The following is a 20,075-nucleotide window of genomic DNA, read 5'->3' on the forward strand; positions in this document are numbered from 1 at the left end:
TTTTTGTGTTTTATTTTGTTTAAATATTTGAAAATCAGTATTTTGATTTTTGGTTAGATAGGTTTTTGTTAAGGTAAATTTTACAAATGATGTGTATTTGTAAAGTTTCAATTATATCGATTTCGTTAAAATTGACATATTTTTGATGTGTTTTAATAAAAATAATCATAATAAAATGAGAAAACTTTAACTATCAAAAACCACAAAAAAATGCACAAAACTACTCAAAAACCTACAAATCGGGTAAAAGCTTTAATGACACAAATCATTATAATAATGCTTTTATGTATTACAAAAACAAATGCTCAGACGGTTACGCCTTTTATTACATCAGGCGATCAGACAAAATTACTCCAACAGCAGGCAACTGTAAGTTTCGGAACAAACTCAGGAACCAATCCTTCTACAGTTACGGTTAATGCAGGAACCACATATCAAACAATGGATGGCTTTGGTTACACGCTTACAGAAGGTAGTGCCGAAGTGATAAGCGGAATGGCAGCGACGCAACAAAATCAGTTATTGAATGATTTGTATAATCCAACTACAGGATTGAACGCAAGTGTAATTCGTATTAGTATAGCAGCTTCAGATTTAAGCAGTTCTTCTTATAGTTACAATGAAACTTCGGGAGATACTAATATGAATAACTTCAGTTTAAACGGTCCGGATTTGACTTATTTGATTCCGATTATCAAAAAGATTCAGCTGATCAATCCGAATATTAAAATATTAGCAACTCCTTGGACAGCACCACGATGGATGAAAACCAATGGTTCTTGGGTTGGTGGAAGTTTGCAGACACAATATTATGCTGCTTATGCCAAATATTTTGTGAAATATATTCAGGCCATGCAAGCGCAAGGAATTTCGATTTGGGCAATCACACCACAAAACGAACCTGAAAATCCCAACAACGAGCCAAGCATGCTGATGAATTCTACAGAACAAAAGAATTTTATTAATCAGCAACTTGGGCCACAATTGGCTGCTGCTGGATATGGTGGCGTTAAAATTATTGCTTTTGATCACAATTGCGATAATACAGCTTATCCAATTGATGTTTTAAACAACAGCAGTTATGTTGATGGCGCAGCGTTTCATTTGTATTTAGGAAATATCTCTGCAATGTCAACCGTAAAAACACAAACTAATAAAAACGTTTATTTCACAGAACAATACACAGGTTCTGGAGGAAGCTTCAGCGGCGATTTTGGCTGGCACATGCAAAACGTTGTTATTGGTAGTACAAACAACTGGTCGAAAACAGTTTTAGAATGGAATGCTGTCAATAATTCAAGCATGGGACCACATACGCCAGGCGGTTGTAATACCTGCTTAGGAGCTATTACAGTAAATAATAGTACAAGTTATACTAAAAACGTTGCTTACTATATTATCGGCCAAATTTCTAAATATGTGAAACCGGGAGCAGTAAGAATTAGTTCTTCTAGCACAAGCGGAAGTATTTTGTCAGTTGGTTTTAAAAACCCTGACGGATCTATTGCTCTCGTGCTTTATAATACTTCTGGCTCATCAAATACGATAAAAGTGGTTTCTGGTTCATCAGCATTTAATTATGCAGTTCCAGGATCATCGGCAGTTACTTTTACTTGGGGAACAGGAGGTTCGGTTGCTGTAACAGGAGTAAGTGTAAGCCCGACTTCGGCAACAATTACAGCAGGACAAACACAACAGTTAACCGCTACGGTTTCTCCAAGCAATGCAACAAATACAGCTGTAAATTGGAGTTCAAGCAATACTTCAGTGGCAACCGTAAACTCAAGCGGATTAGTTACAGGAGTTGCTGCAGGAAGTGCAACAATAACTGTTACAACTGTAGATGGAGCTAAAACGGCGACAAGTGCAATTACAGTAAATGCTTCAAGTACTGGGTTTCCTGGTTACTATAATATCCTTTCAAGAAACAGTAATAAAGGTTTAGATGTTGCTGATAATTCTACAAGTAGCGGTGGAAGAATTCAGCAATATGATGTTACCAATGGAGGAGGAAGCAATCAAAGATGGAAATTTGTTTCAGACGGAAGTGGAAATTATTACATTATTGTAAAATCAACAGGAATGTATCTGGCAGTTGAAAATAACGGAACTGCAAATGGACTGAAAGTACAACAAAGAACTTTTGTTAATTCTAATGAATTCAAGTGGACAGTTGCAAGTCTTAGTGGCGGGTATTATAAAATTACCAATGTAAATACGGGGAAATCCCTTGATGTTGAAAATGTTTCTACAGCAAATGGAGCTAATATTCAGGTTTGGGATTATACTGGCGGATTAAATCAGCAATGGCAGTTTGTTCAAGTGGAATCTACTGCTAAAAAAGCTTTGGTACAAGCGGCTCCAGCCGAAGAAGAAAATCCAAATGATATGGTGATTTTTATTAATTCGTCAAACGATTATTTAAAAATTGACACCAATCATACAGGAAGTGCCGATGTTGAAATATTCTCACTTGAAGGGCAAAGCGTTTTAAAGAAAAATGTAAATTTCGAAGGAAGGCAAGCTGAAATTGAAATTTCGAGATTGCCAAAAGGGATTTATGTTGTACGAGTAAACGACAGTAAAGGAGCCTATTCGAAAAAAGTATTAAAACAATAAATTACAAATCTAGAATTCAATTAGTAATTTTATATTTGATTTTAAAAGGCTGTCTACGGTTAATAGACAGCCTTTTTGTTTTATCCAATCAATTGGGTGAACAAATCTTGATTGTCATTTAAATATTGAAACTCAAATCCGTTTTGAGTCATTTTCAATTTAATTGGCATAATATCATTTTTGTTTTTTAATTCTAAACCAACTACAACAGAACCAACTTCACGGCTGTTTTTCTTTGCAAATTGAAAATAAGTAATATCGTCATCTGGACCAAGAATATTATTTACAAATTCTTTTAAAGCTCCAGGACGTTGCGGAAACTGAATCATGAAATAATGCATCAAACCTTCATAAAGCAATGAGCGTTCTTTTATTTCGGCAGTTCGCTCAATATCATTATTGCTCCCACTGACAATACAAACTACATTTTTTCCTTTTATTTTATCTGCATAAAAATCCAAAGCGGCAATTGTCAAAGCGCCTGCGGGTTCAACAACCATTGCTTCTTCATTGTACAATCGCAAAATTGTGGTACAAACTTTTCCTTCTGGAACCAAAATAATATCTTCTAAATTATATCGACAGATATCAAAAGTTTTGTCGCCAACTTGCTTTACTGCCGCGCCGTCAACAAATTTGTCGATTGTTTTTAATGCAGTATTTTTATTTTCTTCAATAGAAGTTTTCATTGAAGGAGCTCCTTTTGGCTCAACTCCAATGATTTTCGTATGCGGACTTAAATGTTTAAAAACTTCTGATAATCCAGAAGCAAGTCCGCCGCCGCCAATTGGTACAAAAACATAATCAATTGGTTCTTTGAAACTTTCGATAATTTCTAGACCAACAGTTCCTTGTCCGGCAATTACTTTTTCGTCGTCAAATGGATGAATAAAAGTTTTATGATTTTTGATCGCGTCTGCAGTTGCCGAAGCATAAGCATCATCAAAAGTATCTCCAGTCAAAACAATTTCTACAAATGATTTCCCGAACAATTGTACTTGTTTTACTTTTTGTTTTGGAGTGGTTTTCGGCATATAAATTTTGCCTTGAATTTTTAAAAGATTACAGGAATATGCAACACCTTGCGCGTGATTTCCTGCGCTGGCACAAACAATCCCATTTGCTTTTTCCTTTTCATTTAATGAAGAAATCTTATTGTAAGCACCTCTGATTTTATACGACCGGACGATTTGCAAATCTTCTCTTTTTAATAAAATAATAGATTTGAATTCGTCTGAAAGATTCAAATTTTGCGTTAAAGGCGTTGCTGCAACAACATTTTCAAGTTGCTTTTTTGCATTAAGTACTTCGTTAAATAAACTCATGATTTGTATTGTTTTCTTGCCACGAATTACTCGAATTTTCACTAATTTTTACTCAACAGCAGAAATAATTCGTGCTAATTTGTGTAATTCGTGGCAACTTTGTAATTATTCTTTTAAATAAAAAACCTCCCGATGTGGGAGGTCTTTATAAATTATATTTTACAAACTTATATAACACCTCGCCATTACTGCTGAATTGCAATAATGCTAATAATAGCGATAATAATGTTGTTAAAGTTTTTCATTTTTTTTAGCTGATTGAATAGCAAATGTATTAATTATTTTTGGAAAGTTCACAACTATTTACCGTTTTATAAAAGGCTGAAAACTGCAAACTGCGACTGAAAACTATTTTTTAACCGGTGGATACTGTGCTAAAATTTTGGTTACAAATTCAGTAATTCGGGCATCTTTTTTATCTATGTTTTTGTATAAAGTACCAATACCTTGTCCTTGCCAGATCATTTCTTTCTTTTTAGCATCAATAAAATCAATGAACAAAGTTCCTTCGGTATATCTAGAAACTGATGTTCCTCCGTACATATAAGGGCTGTATCCCCATCCCCAGCCGTAACCCCAGCCGTAACCGTATCCAGCGTAAAATTGATTTACATCAACTTGTTCTTTGGCTTTGGTAAAAATGTTTATTAGGATATCAGGATTTTCGCTTTTAGTAAACCCTTTAGCTTGCATTTGATCGTCAATTGCATGAAGAATTCTTTTTTTATCCAGATCAGAGATTTCGACCTTATCAATTCCGGGCTTAAAGTAAGCATAAGTCTTATAAGGCGCAAAATCTACGGTTTTATCGTAGTCAGAGTAAGCACTAACCGTGTCGCAGGACGCAGCAAGTATCAAAAGCAAAAAAATCGGAATTAATTTGAATGTTTTCATGTTATTAGAAATTTAATGTTCTCTGTTTTATAAGTAACTTGTGTTTAAAGCAAACTTTCGTCAACAAGATTAGGCAAAGTTACTTTCAATAAAGGTTCAACTTCCATTGCCCTTTTTATAGCAAAAACTGCTCCTTCATTTCGAGCCCAGCTTCGTCTTGAAATTCCGTTATTGACATCCCAAAAAAGCATTGACGCTAAACGCTTTGAAGCCTCTTTAGAGCCATCAAGAACCATACCAAATCCGCCGTTTATAACCTCTCCCCAGCCAACGCCACCGCCGTTGTGAATCGATACCCAAGTTGCGCCTCTAAAGCTGTCTCCAATTACGTTATGAATTGCCATATCAGCTGTAAAACGAGAGCCATCGTAAATGTTTGAAGTTTCTCTATATGGAGAATCAGTTCCTGAAACGTCATGATGATCACGACCTAAAACAACTGCGCCAATTTCGCCTTTTGCAATCGCTTGATTGAATGCTTCTGCAATTTTGATCCTTCCTTCTGCATCAGCATAAAGAATTCTCGCTTGAGAGCCTACAACCAGTTTGTTTTCTTGTGCACCTTTAATCCATTTGATATTATCCTGCATTTGTTGCTGAATTTCATTTGGAGCAGTTTCGGCCATTTTTTCTAAAACTTGACAAGCAATTGCATCCGTTTTTAGCAAATCTTCTGGTTTTCCAGAAGTACAAACCCAGCGGAAAGGTCCAAAACCATAATCAAAACACATTGGCCCCATAATATCCTGAACGTAACTCGGATATTTAAAATCGATATTATTTTCAGCCATTACATCAGCGCCTGCGCGTGAAGCTTCTAATAAAAAGGCATTTCCATAATCAAAAAAGTACGTTCCTTTTGCCGTATGTTTATTGATCGCATCGGCATGACGACGTAAAGTTTCCTGAACTTTTTCTTTGAATAATTCCGGATTATTAGCCATTAAATCATTTGCTTCTTCAAAAGAAATTCCAACTGGATAATAACCACCAGCCCAAGGATTATGAAGCGAAGTTTGGTCTGAGCCTAGATCAATTTTGATATTTTCTTGATCAAAACGTTCCCAAACATCAACTACATTTCCTAAATAAGCAATCGAAACGGTTTCTTTATTGGCTTTCGCCAAAGCAACTCTGGCAACTAATTCATCTGTGGAAGTTACAACTTCATTGATCCAGCCTTGTTCGTGGCGAATTTTTGTGATTTTTGGATTTACTTCAGCGCAAACTGTAATACAGCCTGCTATATTTCCAGCTTTTGGTTGTGCGCCAGACATTCCGCCTAATCCAGAAGTAACAAATAAACTTCCTTCTGGATTTTGTTTTATTTTTCTGAAACCATTCAAAACTGTAATTGTAGTTCCGTGTACGATTCCCTGCGGGCCAATGTACATATAACTTCCCGCTGTCATTTGTCCGTATTGCGAAACGCCTAATGCATTCATTTTTTCCCAATCGTCCGGTTTAGAATAATTTGGGATCACCATTCCGTTTGTTACGACAACTCTTGGCGCTTCGGCATGCGAAGGAAATAATCCCATTGGATGACCTGAATACATCGTTAAAGTCTGTTCGTCTGTCATTTCAGACAAATATTGCATCGTCAATAAATACTGTGCCCAGTTTTGAAAAACAGCTCCATTTCCGCCATACGTAATCAATTCATGCGGATGTTGAGCTACAGCATAATCGAGATTATTCTGAATCATGTGCATAATCGCTTTTGCCTGCAATGATTTTCCCGGATATTCATCGATTGGCCTTGCATACATTTTGTAATCCGGACGAAGACGATACATGTAAATACGCCCGTAAGTTTCCAATTCTTCTGAAAATTCAGGAATTAATTCAGCGTGATGTTTTGGATCAAAATAGCGTAAAGCATTTTTTAAGGCCAGTTTTTTTTCTTCTGCCGAAAGAATTTCTTTTCTTTTAGGAGCGTGATTAATAGCCGGATCGTATGCCTGCTTTGGAGGCAATATATTTGGAATTCCTTGTTGGATTTGTTCTTTGAAAGTCATTTTTTTTAAGCTACTAAAGTTGCTAAGGTATTTTAGTTAGATTAACAACAGATTAATTTTTGTTTTTTATTAAATTATGTCGTCCCCATGGGACTTAAATGTGACTGACGGTTATTGGTTCTATAAATATTTAGCTCCTCTGGAGCTGATAAAATAAAGCCTTGAAAAGGCGAAATATTTATAGAAAAGCAGCAACCCCAATATAAAAGCTCCAGCGGAGCGAAATATTAGCTGACGAAATTGGAATGTAAAATTTGAAATTTATTTTAATTATCTCATTTTCAAATTGACTCATTGGCAAATTGTCACATTTTCTAATTAAAAAACTAGGGATATCGGATATCCGACCTATGATAGGACTTGTGGATCGCAATCCTGAATTTTCGTGAATGGATATCCATATGATATTTTAGATTGTTGATTTTAGATTTTAGATTGGAATTTTGGATTTAAAAATTGGAAATTTATTTTAATTATCTAATTTTCAAATTGACACATTTTCTAATTCGTTTTCTTTCTTATTTCACCTGTTCGTTTATCAAAACCGTATGGGCAATGACGGCAACCACTTTTGCAGCAATAGCCTCTTTTTAAATGATGTTTTTCAGTAAAGCATTTATAACCTTCGGGTGTATAGTAAAAATCTTCACCTTCGATTAATTTATTTTCATTACTTTGCTCTTTCATAAATCTGCTTCGCGTTCGTATTTGATAATTTAAAAATCAAAAATATAAATATTTGATTATGATTTTATTGAAATCGAACAATTTTATAGCTACAAATTTATAAATTTTACAGCCAATGTTTCTGATTGTTGCCAAATATTTAATTCCGAAAGGATATCGCGGTATGGCTGTATTTCCGTTTGTTTTGGTAAAATATGATTTTGATAAAACGAATGGAGTTTTTGTCAATCATGAAAAAATCCATTTAAGACAGCAATTAGAGCTTTTGGTAATTCCGTTTTTTGTCTGGTATTTTTTAGAATATTTAATTCGTTTGATTCATTATAAAAACGGAGCATTGGCGTATCGAAATATTAGTTTTGAAAGAGAAGCTTATGCCAAAGAAACCGATTTGAATTATTTAAAAAACCGATCGTTTTTTCAGTTTCTGAAATATATCAAATAGCAATAAGCTTTAAGATATTAAGGCATCAATTATCACTTTCGACTTTCAACTTTAAAAAATGAATTCAGTTTTTAATCAACATATAAATATCAATTTTGCCAATGACATTTCTTTGACAATAAAACGCGAAGATTTAATTCATCCGTTTGTTTCGGGAAATAAATTCAGAAAATTAAAATACAATTTACTTCAGGCGAAGGCCGAAAATAAAAACACTTTACTGACTTTTGGCGGTGCATTTTCCAATCATATTGCTGCTGTAGCTTTTGCCGGAAAAGAACAAGGATTTAAAACAATTGGGATTATTCGAGGCGACGAGCTTTTTGATAAAATCGAAGAAAATCCAACTTTAAGATTCGCTCAGGAAAACGGAATGTGCTTTGAATTTGTTTCCAGAGAAGAGTATCGTTTAAAAAATGAAACTTTCTTTTTAGAAAAATTAAAAGCCAAGTTTGGCGATTTTTATTTAGTGCCCGAAGGCGGAACAAATGAACTCGCAGTGCAAGGCTGTGAAGAGATTTTGACCAATGAAGATTCTGGTTTTAATTACGTTTGCTGTGCTGTTGGAACTGGTGGAACCATTTCAGGATTAATCAATAGCGCATTGCCAAATCAGAAGATTTTAGGCTTTCCAGCATTAAAAGGTGACTTTTTAAACGATGAAATTCGTATTTTTGCAAAAAAAGATAACTGGAATTTAATTTCTGACTATCATTTTGGAGGTTATGGCAAGATAAATTTAGAATTAATTGAATTTATTAATGCTTTTTTTGAAAAGACAAAAGTGCCCTTAGATCCAATTTATACAGGAAAGATGGTTTTTGGCGTTATAGATTTAATCAGCAAAAATTATTTTCCTGCACATTCAAAAATTTTACTCATTCACACCGGCGGATTACAGGGAATTGATGGAATGAATTTAAAACTGAAGCAGAAAAAATTACCAATACTCAAGACAAATGATTAAAAAAATAGTGTTGCTTTTTACAGTTATAGTTTTGGCAAGCTGTTCGTCAAGCAAACCTACTATTGCAACGACTAAAAAGCAAGCGGCGGCGGTTCAAAGGCCTAGGACAGTGGCGACCAAAAAACAAACTCCAGTTAAGCCAATTGGTAAAAATTACCCTTCTACAAACAATACAACTGAGGTTATTCAATCTACTTCAAAAACAGTTGTAACCAGCGATTTAGTTAATAATTATATTTTGCAATTTAAAGATATTGCAATAGGAAATATGCAGAAATATGGAATTCCTGCCAGTATTATTTTGGCTCAAGGAATTTTAGAGTCAGGTGCAGGAAAAGGAGATTTGGCGGTTTCGGCTAATAATCATTTCGGAATAAAATGCCATAAAGACTGGCTTGGCGAAAGTGTTCGTCATGACGATGATGCAGAACAAGAATGTTTTAGAAAATATCCTGAAGCATCAGAATCGTACAGAGATCACGCTCTGTTTTTGGTTGGGAAAAAGAGATATGAGTCTTTATTTACTTATGAAAAAGACGATTACAAAGCTTGGGCAAAAGGGCTTAGAGCTTGTGGCTATGCGACGGATCCAAATTACCCAGACAAATTAATCGGTTATATTGAACGCTATAATTTGCATCAATATGATTGTCAGGTTACGGGAAAAACGTATGTTGCCATTAATAAAACGGCTCCAACGAAAAAATCATCTTATGATGTTGCTTCTGATCCAAAAATAAATATGAACGCAAACGATCCAAATTTATACGAAGTTCAAAAAGGCGATACGTTGTATTCAATTTCAAAAAAATTCAATTTATTAGTTGACGATTTGAAACAAAAAAATAATTTGACTGATAATTCGATTTCGATTGGCCAAAGACTTAGAGTGAAATAATTTACAATTCATAATTGATAATTAACAATTATCAAGAAATCAAAAATTAAGAATGTTATATAAAAGAAGTAGTCAGCTTTTTGCTGAAGCAGAAAAAGTAATTCCAGGAGGAGTAAATTCACCAGTAAGAGCGTTTAAAGCCGTTGGCGGAACTCCAATTTTTGTAAAAAGTGCCAAAGGTGCTTATTTGTATGATGAAGACGGAAACAAATTAATAGATTACATCAACTCTTGGGGACCAATGGTTTTAGGTCACGCTTATGAGCCGGTTGTTGATGCGGTAATCGAAAAAGCAAAACTGGGAACTTCATTTGGAATGCCAACAGAATTGGAAACTGAAATCGCTGCTTTGGCCGTTTCTATGGTTCCAAATATTGATAAAATTCGTTTTGTAAATTCAGGAACAGAAGCATGTATGAGTGCGATTCGTCTAGCTCGTGGCTTTACAAAAAGAGATAAAATTGTAAAATTTGCAGGTTGTTACCACGGACATTCTGATTCGTTTTTGATTCAGGCGGGGAGTGGAGCTGTTACTTTTGGATCGCCAAATAGTCCAGGTGTTACAGAGGGAACAGCAAAAGATACTTTATTAGCCAAATACAATGATTTAGAAAATGTAAAAACATTGGTTGAAGCAAATAAAGGAGAAATTGCAGCAATTATTATTGAAGCAGTTGCTGGAAATATGGGCTGTATTCCGCCAGCAAAAGGTTTCTTAGAAGGCTTGAGAGAATTGTGCACGGCAAACGGAATCTTATTGATTTTTGATGAGGTAATGACTGGTTTCCGTTTAGCTCGCGGAGGCGTTCAGGAATTATATGGAATTGATGCTGATATCGTGACTTTTGGAAAAGTAATTGGAGGAGGGCTTCCGGTTGGTGCTTTTGCAGCACGCGAAGAAATCATGAATTATTTAGCGCCTCTTGGACCAGTTTATCAAGCAGGAACATTATCAGGAAATCCGCTTGCTATGGCGGCAGGATTAGCAATGTTGCAATCGTTAAATAATGATCCTGAAATTTTTACTCGTTTAGAAGAAAAAACAGCTTATTTAGAAGCCGGAATCGACAGAGTTTTAAAAGCAAATAATGTTGTTTTTACAATTAATAGAGTAGGTTCTATGATTTCGGTACATTTTGATGCAAATCCGGTTACTGATTTTCAAACTGCTGCAAAAGGAGATAATGAAACGTTCAAGAAATTCTTCCATGGATTATTGCAAGAAGGCGTTTACATCGCACCATCGGCATATGAAACTTGGTTTATCACCGATGCTTTGACATATGAAGATTTAGATTTTACAATTAATGCTATCGATAAAGTGTCGAAAACATTTTAAATCAAATAAAAAATATTTTAAAGGTTCAGTTTTTCAGCTGAACCTTTTTTTATGATTATAATCCTTATTTTGTAGTTAATAAAAAGTTAATGAAGACGTATTGTCTTGTGTTATTGTAATCAAAAATTATTTTTGTTTGATAAATAACCATTAAACCTGCAATAAATGAAGAAATTTTTCATTTTATCTACAATAGCGGCTTTTGCGCTATTTCCAACCAACCAATTTGCCCAGTCGAAAAAGAAAAAAGGCGAAACTCAAGTTGCTCCGCCTGAAAAGAAGCCAGAATCATCAATCAAAGAGTACAGCAAAGTAATTACAAAAGATGCTGTTTCAGACGAAGGACTTTTTACAGTTCATAAAGTTGACAAAAAGTATTACTTTGAAATCCCGAATAAATATTTAGATAAAGACATGCTTTTGGTAAGCCGACTGGCAAAATTGCCTTCAAATTTAGGAGGGGGATATGTAAACGCAGGTTCTGAAACCAATGAGCAATTAGTAGTATGGGAACGTTTTCAGGATAAAATTCTGATCAAATCAAAATCATACAATTCAGTTGCAAACGATACTTTGCCAATCAGTATTTCGGTTAAATCAAACAATTATAATCCAACTTTATTTGCTTTTGATATTGTAGCTTTCAGCAAAGATTCTGCAAATACTGTAATTGACGTAACTAAGTTTTACAGCACAGATGTTAAGGCAATCAGCGGAATTTCAGCGGAAATGCGTGATACTTACAAAGTAAAAGGTCTTGATGATTCAAGAAGCTTTATCAATAAAATCAAAAGTTTCCCAATGAATATTGAAGTCATTCAAGATATGACTTACAATGCTTCAAAACCATCAATGTTGGAAGATACAGAGTCAATTAGTATTCAAATGAATCAATCGATGATTTTATTGCCGGAAGTTCCTATGAAGCCTAGATTAGCAGATCCACGTGTGGGTTGGTTTACAGTTAGTCAATATGATTATGGAAGCAACGAGTTAAAATCAGATCTTAAAACCTATATCCGTCGTTGGAGATTAGAACCAAAAGATCCGGAAGCATATGCAAGAGGAGAATTAGTTGAGCCAATCAAGCCGATCGTGTATTATCTAGATCCAGCAACGCCGGAAAAACTGAAAAAATACATCAAACAGGGAATTGAAGAATGGCAAAAACCTTTTGAAACTGCAGGATTCAAAAATGCCATTATAGCAAAAGATGCGCCAACGAAAGAAGAAGATCCAGATTTTAGCCCAGAAGATATTCGTTATTCTGTAATTCGTTATGTAGCGAGTACAACAAGAAACGCAGTCGGACCAAGCGTTTCTGATCCTCGAACGGGAGAAATTATTGAGAGTGATGTAATTTGGTATCACAATCATTTGCGTTCGTACAGAAACCGTTATTTGCTTGAAACTGGAGCAGCAAATCCATCGGCGAGAACTTTACAGACAAGCGATGAAGAAATGGGCGAAATGATGCGAATGGTAATTGCGCATGAAGTGGGACACGCATTAGGATTTCCGCATAATATGGGAGCAAGTTCATCATATGATTGTGAAAGTTATAGAAACGGAACTTTTACACAAGAAAATGGTATTTCTCCGAGTATAATGGATTATGCACGTTATAATTATATTGCACAGCCTGGAGATCAAAATATTCGTTTTATTCGTAAAATGGGGGCATATGACCATTATGCATTGAATTGGGGATATAGAGTGATTCCGAATGCGAAATCTCCTCAAGATGAAAAAGCGACTTTAGACAAATGGATTTTAGACAGAGCTGGAAATCCAATTTATAAATTCGGAAAACAGAGCAGTACTTTTGATCCATCTTCTCAAACAGAAGATATCGGGAATAATTCTATGAAAGCTAGTACTTATGGAATGAAAAATCTAGAGTATGTAGCAAATCATTTAAGCGAATGGACAAGCAAGGTCACTAACGATTATGATGACTTAAGCGAATTATACAAAGAAATGCTGGATGTTTGGGGAAGATATGTTGGACACGTTGTAACAAATGTTGGAGGTGTTTATGAAAATACAAAAAATCCAAATCAGCCTGGAAATGTTTATGAAGTAGTTCCAAAAGCAAAACAAATTGATGCAATGAATTGGCTTCAAGCAAATGCTTTTGCGTCGCCAACTTGGATTGTAAACATCAATACTTTGAAAAATACAGAATATGCCGGCTACACCGAAACTTTCAGAAATATTCAGGTTAGACATTTGAACAATTTGCTGAGTTTGCCTCGTATTGGAAGATTGATGGATAACGAAATTCTTGGTGCAGATGCTTACAAAGCTTTAGATTTTTTTAAAGATTTGCGAAAAGGAATTTGGAAAGAATCAGCAACGGCTTCAAATGTTACTATTTACCGTAGAAATCTTCAAAGAGCTTATATTGACAGAATGGGTTATTTAATGACCGAAGAAATTAAGCCAACAGAAAGAGGAACAACCTATTATAATGTTGCGCAATCTGATCTTAGAGCTTTGGTTCGTGGCGAATTGAATGCTTTGAAAAAATCACTTGTTGCAGCAAAAGCAACTGGAATAAATACAGAAACAAAATACCATTATGAAGATTGCATCAAACGAATTGATTTGATTTTAAATCCGATTAAGTAGTTGTAAAAACAAAAAAGAGGCCTTAAAAAGCCTCTTTTTTTATGAAAACAAATTAATTGCTGTCATTTCTGTATTCTCTCATTTTTTCTCTTGCTTTGTCTTTGTTTTCTTCCTGAAGTTTTTTCCATTTAGTGTATTGGTCAGCATTCAGGATTGATTTCATTTTAGCGTCGTTTGCATCTCTTTCAGCCATCATGTCCTTTTTGAAAGCTTCTCTTTCGGCTGCAGTTGGTTTAGTTCCACTGTCTTTACTTGCTTGACGCGCTTCTCTCATTTTTTCTGCTTTAGCGCTTCGGTCAGCCAAAAGTTGTTTTACTTGCGCTTGCTGATTGGCGTCTAAGGTCAATTCAGAAGTTAGTTTTTGCAACTGTTTTTCATTACGCTGTTCAGGCGTCATTCTTTCTCTTTGGTCACGAGCTGGTTTTTGATCCATGTCTTGTGCAAAAGATGCTACTCCAACAAATAACATAGCGGCGATAAATAGTTTTTTCATGATTAAGTTTTTTAATTGTTTATACCGATTAGACTTTTTGAAATTAATTAGGTTTAATTTCTGTAAAAGAATTATGTTTTATTTAACAAATTGATTCGTAATCTATTAAAACGTTTCTTATAAGAGTAATAGTATAGAAATAATTGCGTATTTTTAATGAATCAACGTTTAGAGTAAATTTTATGAGCACAAATACCACATCAAATAAAATCGCTTTTTTTTCAACACAGCCATACGACAAAACTTTCTTCAATAAATACAACGCTGACTTTGGTTTTCAATTGGATTTTTTTGAAACACAACTTAATCCGCAGACGGTAGTATTGATTGAAGAATGTGAAATTGTTTGTGTATTTGTAAATGACATTGTAAACGAAGCGGTTATAAAACAGTTGGCAGAGAAAAAAGTAAAAATAATTGCGCTTCGTTGTGCTGGGTTTAATAATGTGGATTTAGAAGCGGCTAAAAGATATAATTTAAAAGTCTGCCGAGTTCCTGCTTATTCGCCACAAGCTGTCGCTGAGCACGCTATGACAATGATTTTAACGCTAAACCGAAAAACACATAAAGCGTATAACAGAGTTCGTGAACAGAATTTCTCTTTAAACGGATTATTAGGTTTTGATTTATTCGGAAAAACAATCGGAATTATCGGAACGGGAAATATCGGAAAAGCATTTTCAAAAATAGCATTAGGATTTGGCTGTAAAGTTTTGGCTTATGATATTGTTGAAAATGAGGAAATGAAAAAAGAAGGCGTTTCTTTTGTGAGTTTAGAAGAGATTTTTAAATCGAGTGATATTATCTCGCTGCATTGTCCGCTAAATGATCAGACAAAACATGTCATTAATTCAACCTCGATTTCTTTTATGAAAGATAGCGTTATGATTATCAATACCAGTCGCGGTGGTTTGATAGAAACAGCTTCGGCTATTGAAGGTTTGAAAGATGGAAAAATCGGGTATTTAGGAATCGATGTCTATGAGCAAGAAGAAAAGCTGTTTTTTAGGGATCTTTCTGCAGATATTATTCAAGATGATGCAATTCAGCGTTTAATGAGTTTTCCGAATGTTTTGGTTACAGCACATCAAGCTTTTTTCACCAATGAAGCTTTAACTCAGATTGCGCTGGTTACTTTCAATAATATAAAATCATTATTGACAGAGAATGATATTGAAAATAAAACCGCTTTGCTAGTTTGATTAGCCAAATAATAAATCCAGTTTGGTATAGAGAATAAATAAGAATTTAAAATATCAGATTATGAAAAATAAAATTCTAATTCTAGTAGGGATTTTGGCGTTGTATTCTTGTCAAAATAAAAATGAGAAAAAAAATATCATCAAAACCATTATTCAAGATACATTATCCAAAACAATGGGAGGAACGGCAGATTTAAGTGAAGTTTCTGAAAAAGATGATAAAGTAGCCAAGTTGATTCAGAAGCAATTGCAGATTTTATTAAAAAAAGATATTCCTGCAATGACAAAAAATGATCGTTATTTTTATTATGACGCTTTCGACTTAAATAACGATCAGAAAAACGAATATTTCGTTGGTTTCTCCAATTCCTATTTCTGCGGAAGCGGAGGCTGTTCAGGTTACATTTTGAATAATGACGGAAGTGTGATTAATCGCTTTTCTGTAACCAATTTCCCGATTTCTGTAACAACTTCATCAACAGAAAAATTTTATGATCTTATATTTGAAAGTGGAGGAGAATTTCATCTTCTAAAAATGAAAAACGGAAAATATCCTTCAAATCCATCTGTTCAAGAAATTATAAAAGGAAATGCTCCAAAAGAAAGCACAAAGGTTTTGGATATTCAAGGAAAGAAATTGGAGAAGTATTCGTTTTAAATTGTGTTTAGGATAAAAAAATAAACGCGACAGGTTTTTAAAACTCGTCGCGTTTGAAATTATTCGAATTTTATTAGGTTTCCTTCCGAAAATTCGGAGTTATATTGTTTGAATAAAACTTTTCTAGCTTGATCTCCGGCTTTAATTACTCTGGATTTTGACTGAAAACAAATTTGTGAGAAAATTGAAAATGTACTTAGATCAATTTTAGAATTATAAAACTCAATTGTTGTAATTAATTGTTTTATAGCATCTTTTCTTTCTTTATTTCTGTTTCTTGGTTTAACATCTTTTGATTCAACAAAGAAAATAGTTTTGTTCTCATAAATCACCCAATCACACTTTTTTGAATTTTCATTTTTCATGATTGAATATTCATTTTCAAGAAATAAAAATTCTTTTAAACTTTCATTTTCCAAGCATAGATTCCAATATTCCTCTTCAGTTTTAAATGCAACTATAGAATCTTTAATTTCTTCAAAGAAGTAAATGGAATCGTTTAATATTTTGTAGCAAACATCTTTTTCTAAATCAGGAAAATGTGCTAATAATTCTTCAAAACTCATAGGTCTAAAAGTTTATCAAATTCATCAGCAAAAGTATCTGAAACACCATCAATCATATTTTCAGAAATTTGACCTAATTTATCATTCATAATTTTTTTTGCTTTTCCATTTTTCAATTCATAAGCAATAAAATTTTTAGGATTTAGCCAAGATTCTTTTTTTATAATCTTGTTTACTTCTTTTGGGTTTGATTGACCTTTGTCATAAGCTAATAATAAATTATTTATCGAGGCTAAAACAAATGGACTGTGGGTAGTAAGAATTAAATTTTTTCTATCGAATAAGCAATTTTTAACCAGATATTTAATTAACTCATGTTGTGCTTTTGGATATAAATTTAATTCAGGTTCTTCAACAACAAAATTAAAATTGTATTCTTCTTTTAATGATTTTGAATATTCAACCAAAAGTAAAATTGGAATTAAAGATTGTAGACCTGATGCTGATTCTAATAAATTTACTTTTTCATTTGGATTGTGATATATGTAAGATGTTTTACCTTCTCTTTTATATTTTATATTCTTGTCAATTATAGTCAGGGATAGCTCTTTTATAGTTTGTATGGCTTTTTCGTATTCTTGGCCAATATTCAATATATGTTCAGGGATTTGTATTTTATTTTTAATTAAACCCATTGTATTTCCTTCGATCAAATGTAAAAAGCTTCTTTCTGAAGGAATATATATCGAATCATCAAAATATATAAATGGAAACAAGTCAATTAATTGTTGATATAAGTGAATGTAGTTTTCTAAATTTATTTCTTTCTGTTGAATTTCAATGATATTTTTTACATCTTCTTCTTTTAAGAAGCGTCCTTTATTTCGAATATCTGCAAATACTTTTTCAAATTTAACTTTCTCTTCTTCTGATTTAAATAGATTATATATCTTATCATTATTTAATAAAGAATGTATTGATAAGTCTAAATAAATACCCATAGTGATTGATTCTATTAAATCCTGAGTATCTTCAGGTTGAATAATCTTGTTGTATTCCTTAAAAAGATTAAAGCTAATTAATGGTGAAGTCTTTTCTTTTCTTTCTTCCGAAAAGTAAAAATTAAAAGAGCTGACAGTCGGATAAGAACTTTTTGGGTCATAAGTTTTATATGAAATAATACTTTTTTCAGAGAAGAAAGAAAAAATATTATACTTTTTTAATTCATCTTCGAATTTACTTTGATTATCTCTTCTGAAGTTTTCATCTTCTAATATAGAAATCAATTTAGCCAAAGTACTTTTTCCAGAAGCTTGCGCACCAATAAAAGTAACCATTTCTCTAACTTCGATATCAATATCCTTTAAAGGCCCGAAATTTTTAACAATAAGTTTTGCTCTTTCCATGTTTCCAAAATTAAGGAAAATATTTATATATGAAAAAGGAGCTTTAATAAAAGCTCCTTTTTAAATTTTGTATGATTTTAAAGGAATTTACCCCACCAATTCCACAAATTTAAACTCGCCGTCAACAACAACTTTAGTCAAACCGTGTTTAGATAAGTTTTTCATAGAAGCGTCCCATTTTTTACCGCTTAAATTAGCTGTAATTTTTAGTTGCGTTAAATCCATTCTATTTTCATTTTTTGTAAGCAAGTCAATAATGAATTTTTCTTCATCAGAAAGTTCAATCTGAGCTTGTTTTTTTTCCGGACGCATTTGCGGGAACAATAAAACTTCCTGAATAGAAGCATTATTTGTCAAATACATAATCAAACGATCCATTCCAATTCCCATTCCAGAAGTTGGAGGCATTCCGTATTCAAGAGCTCTTAAGAAATCTTCGTCGATAATTCCGTTTGCTTCATCATCACCTTTTGCAGCCAAACGCATTTGATCTTCAAAACGCTCTCTTTGGTCAATAGGGTCATTTAATTCAGAATACGCATTTGCGATTTCTTTTCCGCAAACCATTAATTCAAAACGCTCTGTCAAGTCTGGATTATCGCGGTGCTCTTTACAAAGTGGAGACATTTCTTTAGGATAATCAGTAATAAAAGTTGGCTGAATATAATTTCCTTCGCATTTTGCTCCAAAAATTTCATCAATCAATTTTCCTTTACCCATTGTTTCGTCAACCTCGATTCCCATTCCTCTTGCTGCTTCAAACAATTCCTGTTCTGTTTTTCCAGAAATATCAAAACCAGTAAAATGTTTAATAGAATCCGTCATTGTGACACGGGCATAAGGCGCTTTAAAGTTGATTTTATGCTCGCCAAAAGTAACTTCGCTTGTGCCATTTACAGCAATCGCACAATGCTCTAATAAACCTTCGGCAAATTCCATCATCCAGTTGTAGTCTTTGTAGGCTACATATATTTCCATTGCAGTAAATTCAGGATTATGCGTTCTGTCCATTCCTTCATTACGGAAGTTTCTAGAGAACTCATAAACACCTTCAAATCCACCAACAATTAATCTTTTTAAGTATAACTCATTCGCAATACGCATGTAAAGCGGAATATCAAGTGAGTTATGGTGCGTAATAAATGGTCTTGCCGAAGCTCCACCAGGAATAGATTGTAAAACCGGAGTATCAACTTCAAGATATCCAGCGTCGTTAAAATAACCACGCATTGCAGTAAATAACTTTGTGCGCTTAATAAACGTTTCTTTTACTTGTGGATTTACAGTTAAATCTACATAACGCATTCTGTAGCGTAATTCAGCATCATTAAATGCGTCGTGAACATTTCCTTCTTCGTCAACTTTTGGTAAAGGCAACGGACGTAACGTTTTACTCAAGAAAGTAAAACCGCTCACACGAATACATTTTGCACCAACCTGAGTTGTAAACAATTCTCCTTCAATACCAATAAAATCACCTAAATCAGTTAATTTTTTGAATACTTGGTTGTATAAAGTTTTATCGTCACCTTCGCACAAAACATCACGGTTTACGTACAATTGAATACGCCCTTCACTGTCTTGTAATTCAGCAAAACAAGCTTTACCTTGATCACGAACACTCATCAAACGTCCTGCAACGATAACCTTCTTACCTTCTTCAAATGACTCCTTTATCTGCTTCGACGTATGATTTACAGGAAAAAGATTAGCCGGATAAGGATTGATTCCTAAGTTGCGTAAGTTCTGAAGTTTTTCTCTTCTAATGATTTCTTGTTCTGATAATGCCATTTTGTGCTCTGTTTTTTAAGTGTGCAAAGATAGTTTTTAAGTCGCAAAGTTGCAAAGTCATAAAGTCTAAAGTTTTAGAAAAGAGTAATGTTTTTTATTTGAAGCAGAAAATATGGTTTTTTGAGGCGTTTTGTCCCGCTATTCGCTAAATTCCCGATTAACAAAAACTACGACTAAAAAGTCTTGTTTT

At 33.7% G+C, this 20,075-nt stretch carries 16 protein-coding genes; 8 read left to right on the top strand and 8 right to left on the bottom strand.

Annotation, left to right across the window (positions count from 1 at the left end; translation table 11 throughout):
- Positions 1 to 210 precede the first annotated feature (210 nt).
- The gene (locus tag EYY60_RS11695) at positions 211 to 2,619 is read left to right on the top strand and encodes an RICIN domain-containing protein (RefSeq protein ID WP_132989514.1); all 2,409 of its coding nucleotides are present in this window, start codon (positions 211 to 213) and stop codon (positions 2,617 to 2,619) included.
- Between the two features lie 80 nt (positions 2,620 to 2,699).
- On the opposite strand, the gene ilvA is transcribed toward EYY60_RS11695, so the two are convergent.
- The 4 genes from ilvA to EYY60_RS11715 all read right to left on the bottom strand — a co-directional run bounded on the left by ilvA (position 2,700) and on the right by EYY60_RS11715 (position 7,546).
- Entirely contained in the window at positions 2,700 to 3,944 is a 1,245-nt protein-coding gene (ilvA, locus tag EYY60_RS11700; protein WP_132989515.1) for a threonine ammonia-lyase IlvA, read from the bottom strand.
- Positions 3,945 to 4,292: 348 nt separating this feature from the next.
- On the bottom strand, positions 4,293 to 4,838 hold the full coding sequence (locus tag EYY60_RS11705; RefSeq protein WP_132989516.1) for a DUF4136 domain-containing protein: 546 nt from the start codon (positions 4,836 to 4,838) through the stop codon (positions 4,293 to 4,295).
- Positions 4,839 to 4,882: 44 nt separating this feature from the next.
- Positions 4,883 to 6,859, bottom strand: a complete 1,977-nt coding sequence (locus tag EYY60_RS11710; RefSeq protein ID WP_132989517.1) for a urocanate hydratase — start codon at positions 6,857 to 6,859, stop codon at positions 4,883 to 4,885.
- Between the two features lie 501 nt (positions 6,860 to 7,360).
- Positions 7,361 to 7,546 (bottom strand): DUF5522 domain-containing protein, encoded by a 186-nt coding sequence (locus EYY60_RS11715; RefSeq protein WP_071636586.1) that lies wholly within the window; start codon positions 7,544 to 7,546, stop codon positions 7,361 to 7,363.
- Between the two features lie 115 nt (positions 7,547 to 7,661).
- Here EYY60_RS11715 and EYY60_RS11720 point away from each other — a divergent pair, with 115 nt between their 5' ends.
- The 5 genes from EYY60_RS11720 (at position 7,662) to EYY60_RS11740 (ending at position 13,829) form a co-directional block, all read left to right on the top strand.
- The gene (locus EYY60_RS11720) at positions 7,662 to 7,991 is read left to right on the top strand and encodes a hypothetical protein (RefSeq protein WP_132989518.1); all 330 of its coding nucleotides are present in this window, start codon (positions 7,662 to 7,664) and stop codon (positions 7,989 to 7,991) included.
- 58 nt (positions 7,992 to 8,049) lie between these two features.
- Complete coding sequence (locus EYY60_RS11725; RefSeq protein ID WP_132989519.1) at positions 8,050 to 8,958, top strand: 1-aminocyclopropane-1-carboxylate deaminase/D-cysteine desulfhydrase; 909 nt, start codon at positions 8,050 to 8,052, stop codon at positions 8,956 to 8,958.
- Entirely contained in the window at positions 8,951 to 9,856 is a 906-nt protein-coding gene (locus EYY60_RS11730; protein ID WP_132989520.1) for a glucosaminidase domain-containing protein, read from the top strand. Before EYY60_RS11725 ends, EYY60_RS11730 begins: the two co-directional genes overlap by 8 nt.
- Before the next feature lie 52 nt (positions 9,857 to 9,908).
- Complete coding sequence (gene hemL / locus EYY60_RS11735; RefSeq protein ID WP_132989521.1) at positions 9,909 to 11,195, top strand: glutamate-1-semialdehyde 2,1-aminomutase; 1,287 nt, start codon at positions 9,909 to 9,911, stop codon at positions 11,193 to 11,195.
- Positions 11,196 to 11,360: 165 nt separating this feature from the next.
- Positions 11,361 to 13,829, top strand: coding sequence for a zinc-dependent metalloprotease (locus tag EYY60_RS11740; RefSeq protein ID WP_132989522.1), 2,469 nt, complete (start codon positions 11,361 to 11,363; stop codon positions 13,827 to 13,829).
- 52 nt (positions 13,830 to 13,881) lie between these two features.
- Here the strand turns inward: EYY60_RS11740 and EYY60_RS11745 are convergent, their stop codons facing one another.
- On the bottom strand, positions 13,882 to 14,322 hold the full coding sequence (locus EYY60_RS11745; protein WP_132989523.1) for a hypothetical protein: 441 nt from the start codon (positions 14,320 to 14,322) through the stop codon (positions 13,882 to 13,884).
- Positions 14,323 to 14,504: 182 nt separating this feature from the next.
- Between EYY60_RS11745 and EYY60_RS11750 the strand changes: the two genes are divergently transcribed.
- The gene (locus tag EYY60_RS11750; protein WP_132989524.1) at positions 14,505 to 15,524 is read left to right on the top strand and encodes a 2-hydroxyacid dehydrogenase; all 1,020 of its coding nucleotides are present in this window, start codon (positions 14,505 to 14,507) and stop codon (positions 15,522 to 15,524) included.
- A gap of 61 nt (positions 15,525 to 15,585) precedes the next feature.
- Positions 15,586 to 16,182: a hypothetical protein gene (locus EYY60_RS11755; protein ID WP_132989525.1), complete on the top strand. Its 597-nt coding sequence runs from the start codon at positions 15,586 to 15,588 to the stop codon at positions 16,180 to 16,182.
- Between the two features lie 59 nt (positions 16,183 to 16,241).
- Here EYY60_RS11755 and EYY60_RS11760 read toward each other — a convergent pair whose 3' ends face one another.
- The 3 genes from EYY60_RS11760 to lysS all read right to left on the bottom strand — a co-directional run bounded on the left by EYY60_RS11760 (position 16,242) and on the right by lysS (position 19,885).
- Positions 16,242 to 16,748, bottom strand: a complete 507-nt coding sequence (locus EYY60_RS11760) for a hypothetical protein (protein WP_132989526.1) — start codon at positions 16,746 to 16,748, stop codon at positions 16,242 to 16,244.
- Positions 16,745 to 18,094 (bottom strand): AAA family ATPase, encoded by a 1,350-nt coding sequence (locus tag EYY60_RS11765; protein WP_132989527.1) that lies wholly within the window; start codon positions 18,092 to 18,094, stop codon positions 16,745 to 16,747. The genes EYY60_RS11760 and EYY60_RS11765 overlap by 4 nt, the downstream gene beginning before the upstream one ends.
- An 87-nt stretch (positions 18,095 to 18,181) precedes the next feature.
- Positions 18,182 to 19,885, bottom strand: coding sequence for a lysine--tRNA ligase (gene lysS / locus EYY60_RS11770; RefSeq protein WP_132989528.1), 1,704 nt, complete (start codon positions 19,883 to 19,885; stop codon positions 18,182 to 18,184).
- Positions 19,886 to 20,075: the final 190 nt, after the last annotated feature.

Source organism: Flavobacterium zhairuonense (genome assembly GCF_004352915.1).
GTDB classification, from domain to species: Bacteria; Bacteroidota; Bacteroidia; order Flavobacteriales; family Flavobacteriaceae; genus Flavobacterium; species Flavobacterium zhairuonense.

Excerpts from the sequence above, each read along its gene's own strand:
- EYY60_RS11695 (WP_132989514.1), top strand. The coding sequence starts at position 211 with ATGCACAAAACTACTCAAAAACCTACAAATCGGGTAAAAGCTTTAATG.
- ilvA (WP_132989515.1), bottom strand. The coding sequence starts at position 3,944 with ATGAGTTTATTTAACGAAGTACTTAATGCAAAAAAGCAACTTGAAAAT.
- EYY60_RS11705 (WP_132989516.1), bottom strand. The coding sequence starts at position 4,838 with ATGAAAACATTCAAATTAATTCCGATTTTTTTGCTTTTGATACTTGCT.
- EYY60_RS11710 (WP_132989517.1), bottom strand. The coding sequence starts at position 6,859 with ATGACTTTCAAAGAACAAATCCAACAAGGAATTCCAAATATATTGCCT.
- EYY60_RS11715 (WP_071636586.1), bottom strand. The coding sequence starts at position 7,546 with ATGAAAGAGCAAAGTAATGAAAATAAATTAATCGAAGGTGAAGATTTT.
- EYY60_RS11720 (WP_132989518.1), top strand. The coding sequence starts at position 7,662 with ATGTTTCTGATTGTTGCCAAATATTTAATTCCGAAAGGATATCGCGGT.
- EYY60_RS11725 (WP_132989519.1), top strand. The coding sequence starts at position 8,050 with ATGAATTCAGTTTTTAATCAACATATAAATATCAATTTTGCCAATGAC.
- EYY60_RS11730 (WP_132989520.1), top strand. The coding sequence starts at position 8,951 with ATGATTAAAAAAATAGTGTTGCTTTTTACAGTTATAGTTTTGGCAAGC.
- hemL (WP_132989521.1), top strand. The coding sequence starts at position 9,909 with ATGTTATATAAAAGAAGTAGTCAGCTTTTTGCTGAAGCAGAAAAAGTA.
- EYY60_RS11740 (WP_132989522.1), top strand. The coding sequence starts at position 11,361 with ATGAAGAAATTTTTCATTTTATCTACAATAGCGGCTTTTGCGCTATTT.
- EYY60_RS11745 (WP_132989523.1), bottom strand. The coding sequence starts at position 14,322 with ATGAAAAAACTATTTATCGCCGCTATGTTATTTGTTGGAGTAGCATCT.
- EYY60_RS11750 (WP_132989524.1), top strand. The coding sequence starts at position 14,505 with ATGAGCACAAATACCACATCAAATAAAATCGCTTTTTTTTCAACACAG.
- EYY60_RS11755 (WP_132989525.1), top strand. The coding sequence starts at position 15,586 with ATGAAAAATAAAATTCTAATTCTAGTAGGGATTTTGGCGTTGTATTCT.
- EYY60_RS11760 (WP_132989526.1), bottom strand. The coding sequence starts at position 16,748 with ATGAGTTTTGAAGAATTATTAGCACATTTTCCTGATTTAGAAAAAGAT.
- EYY60_RS11765 (WP_132989527.1), bottom strand. The coding sequence starts at position 18,094 with ATGGAAAGAGCAAAACTTATTGTTAAAAATTTCGGGCCTTTAAAGGAT.
- lysS (WP_132989528.1), bottom strand. The coding sequence starts at position 19,885 with ATGGCATTATCAGAACAAGAAATCATTAGAAGAGAAAAACTTCAGAAC.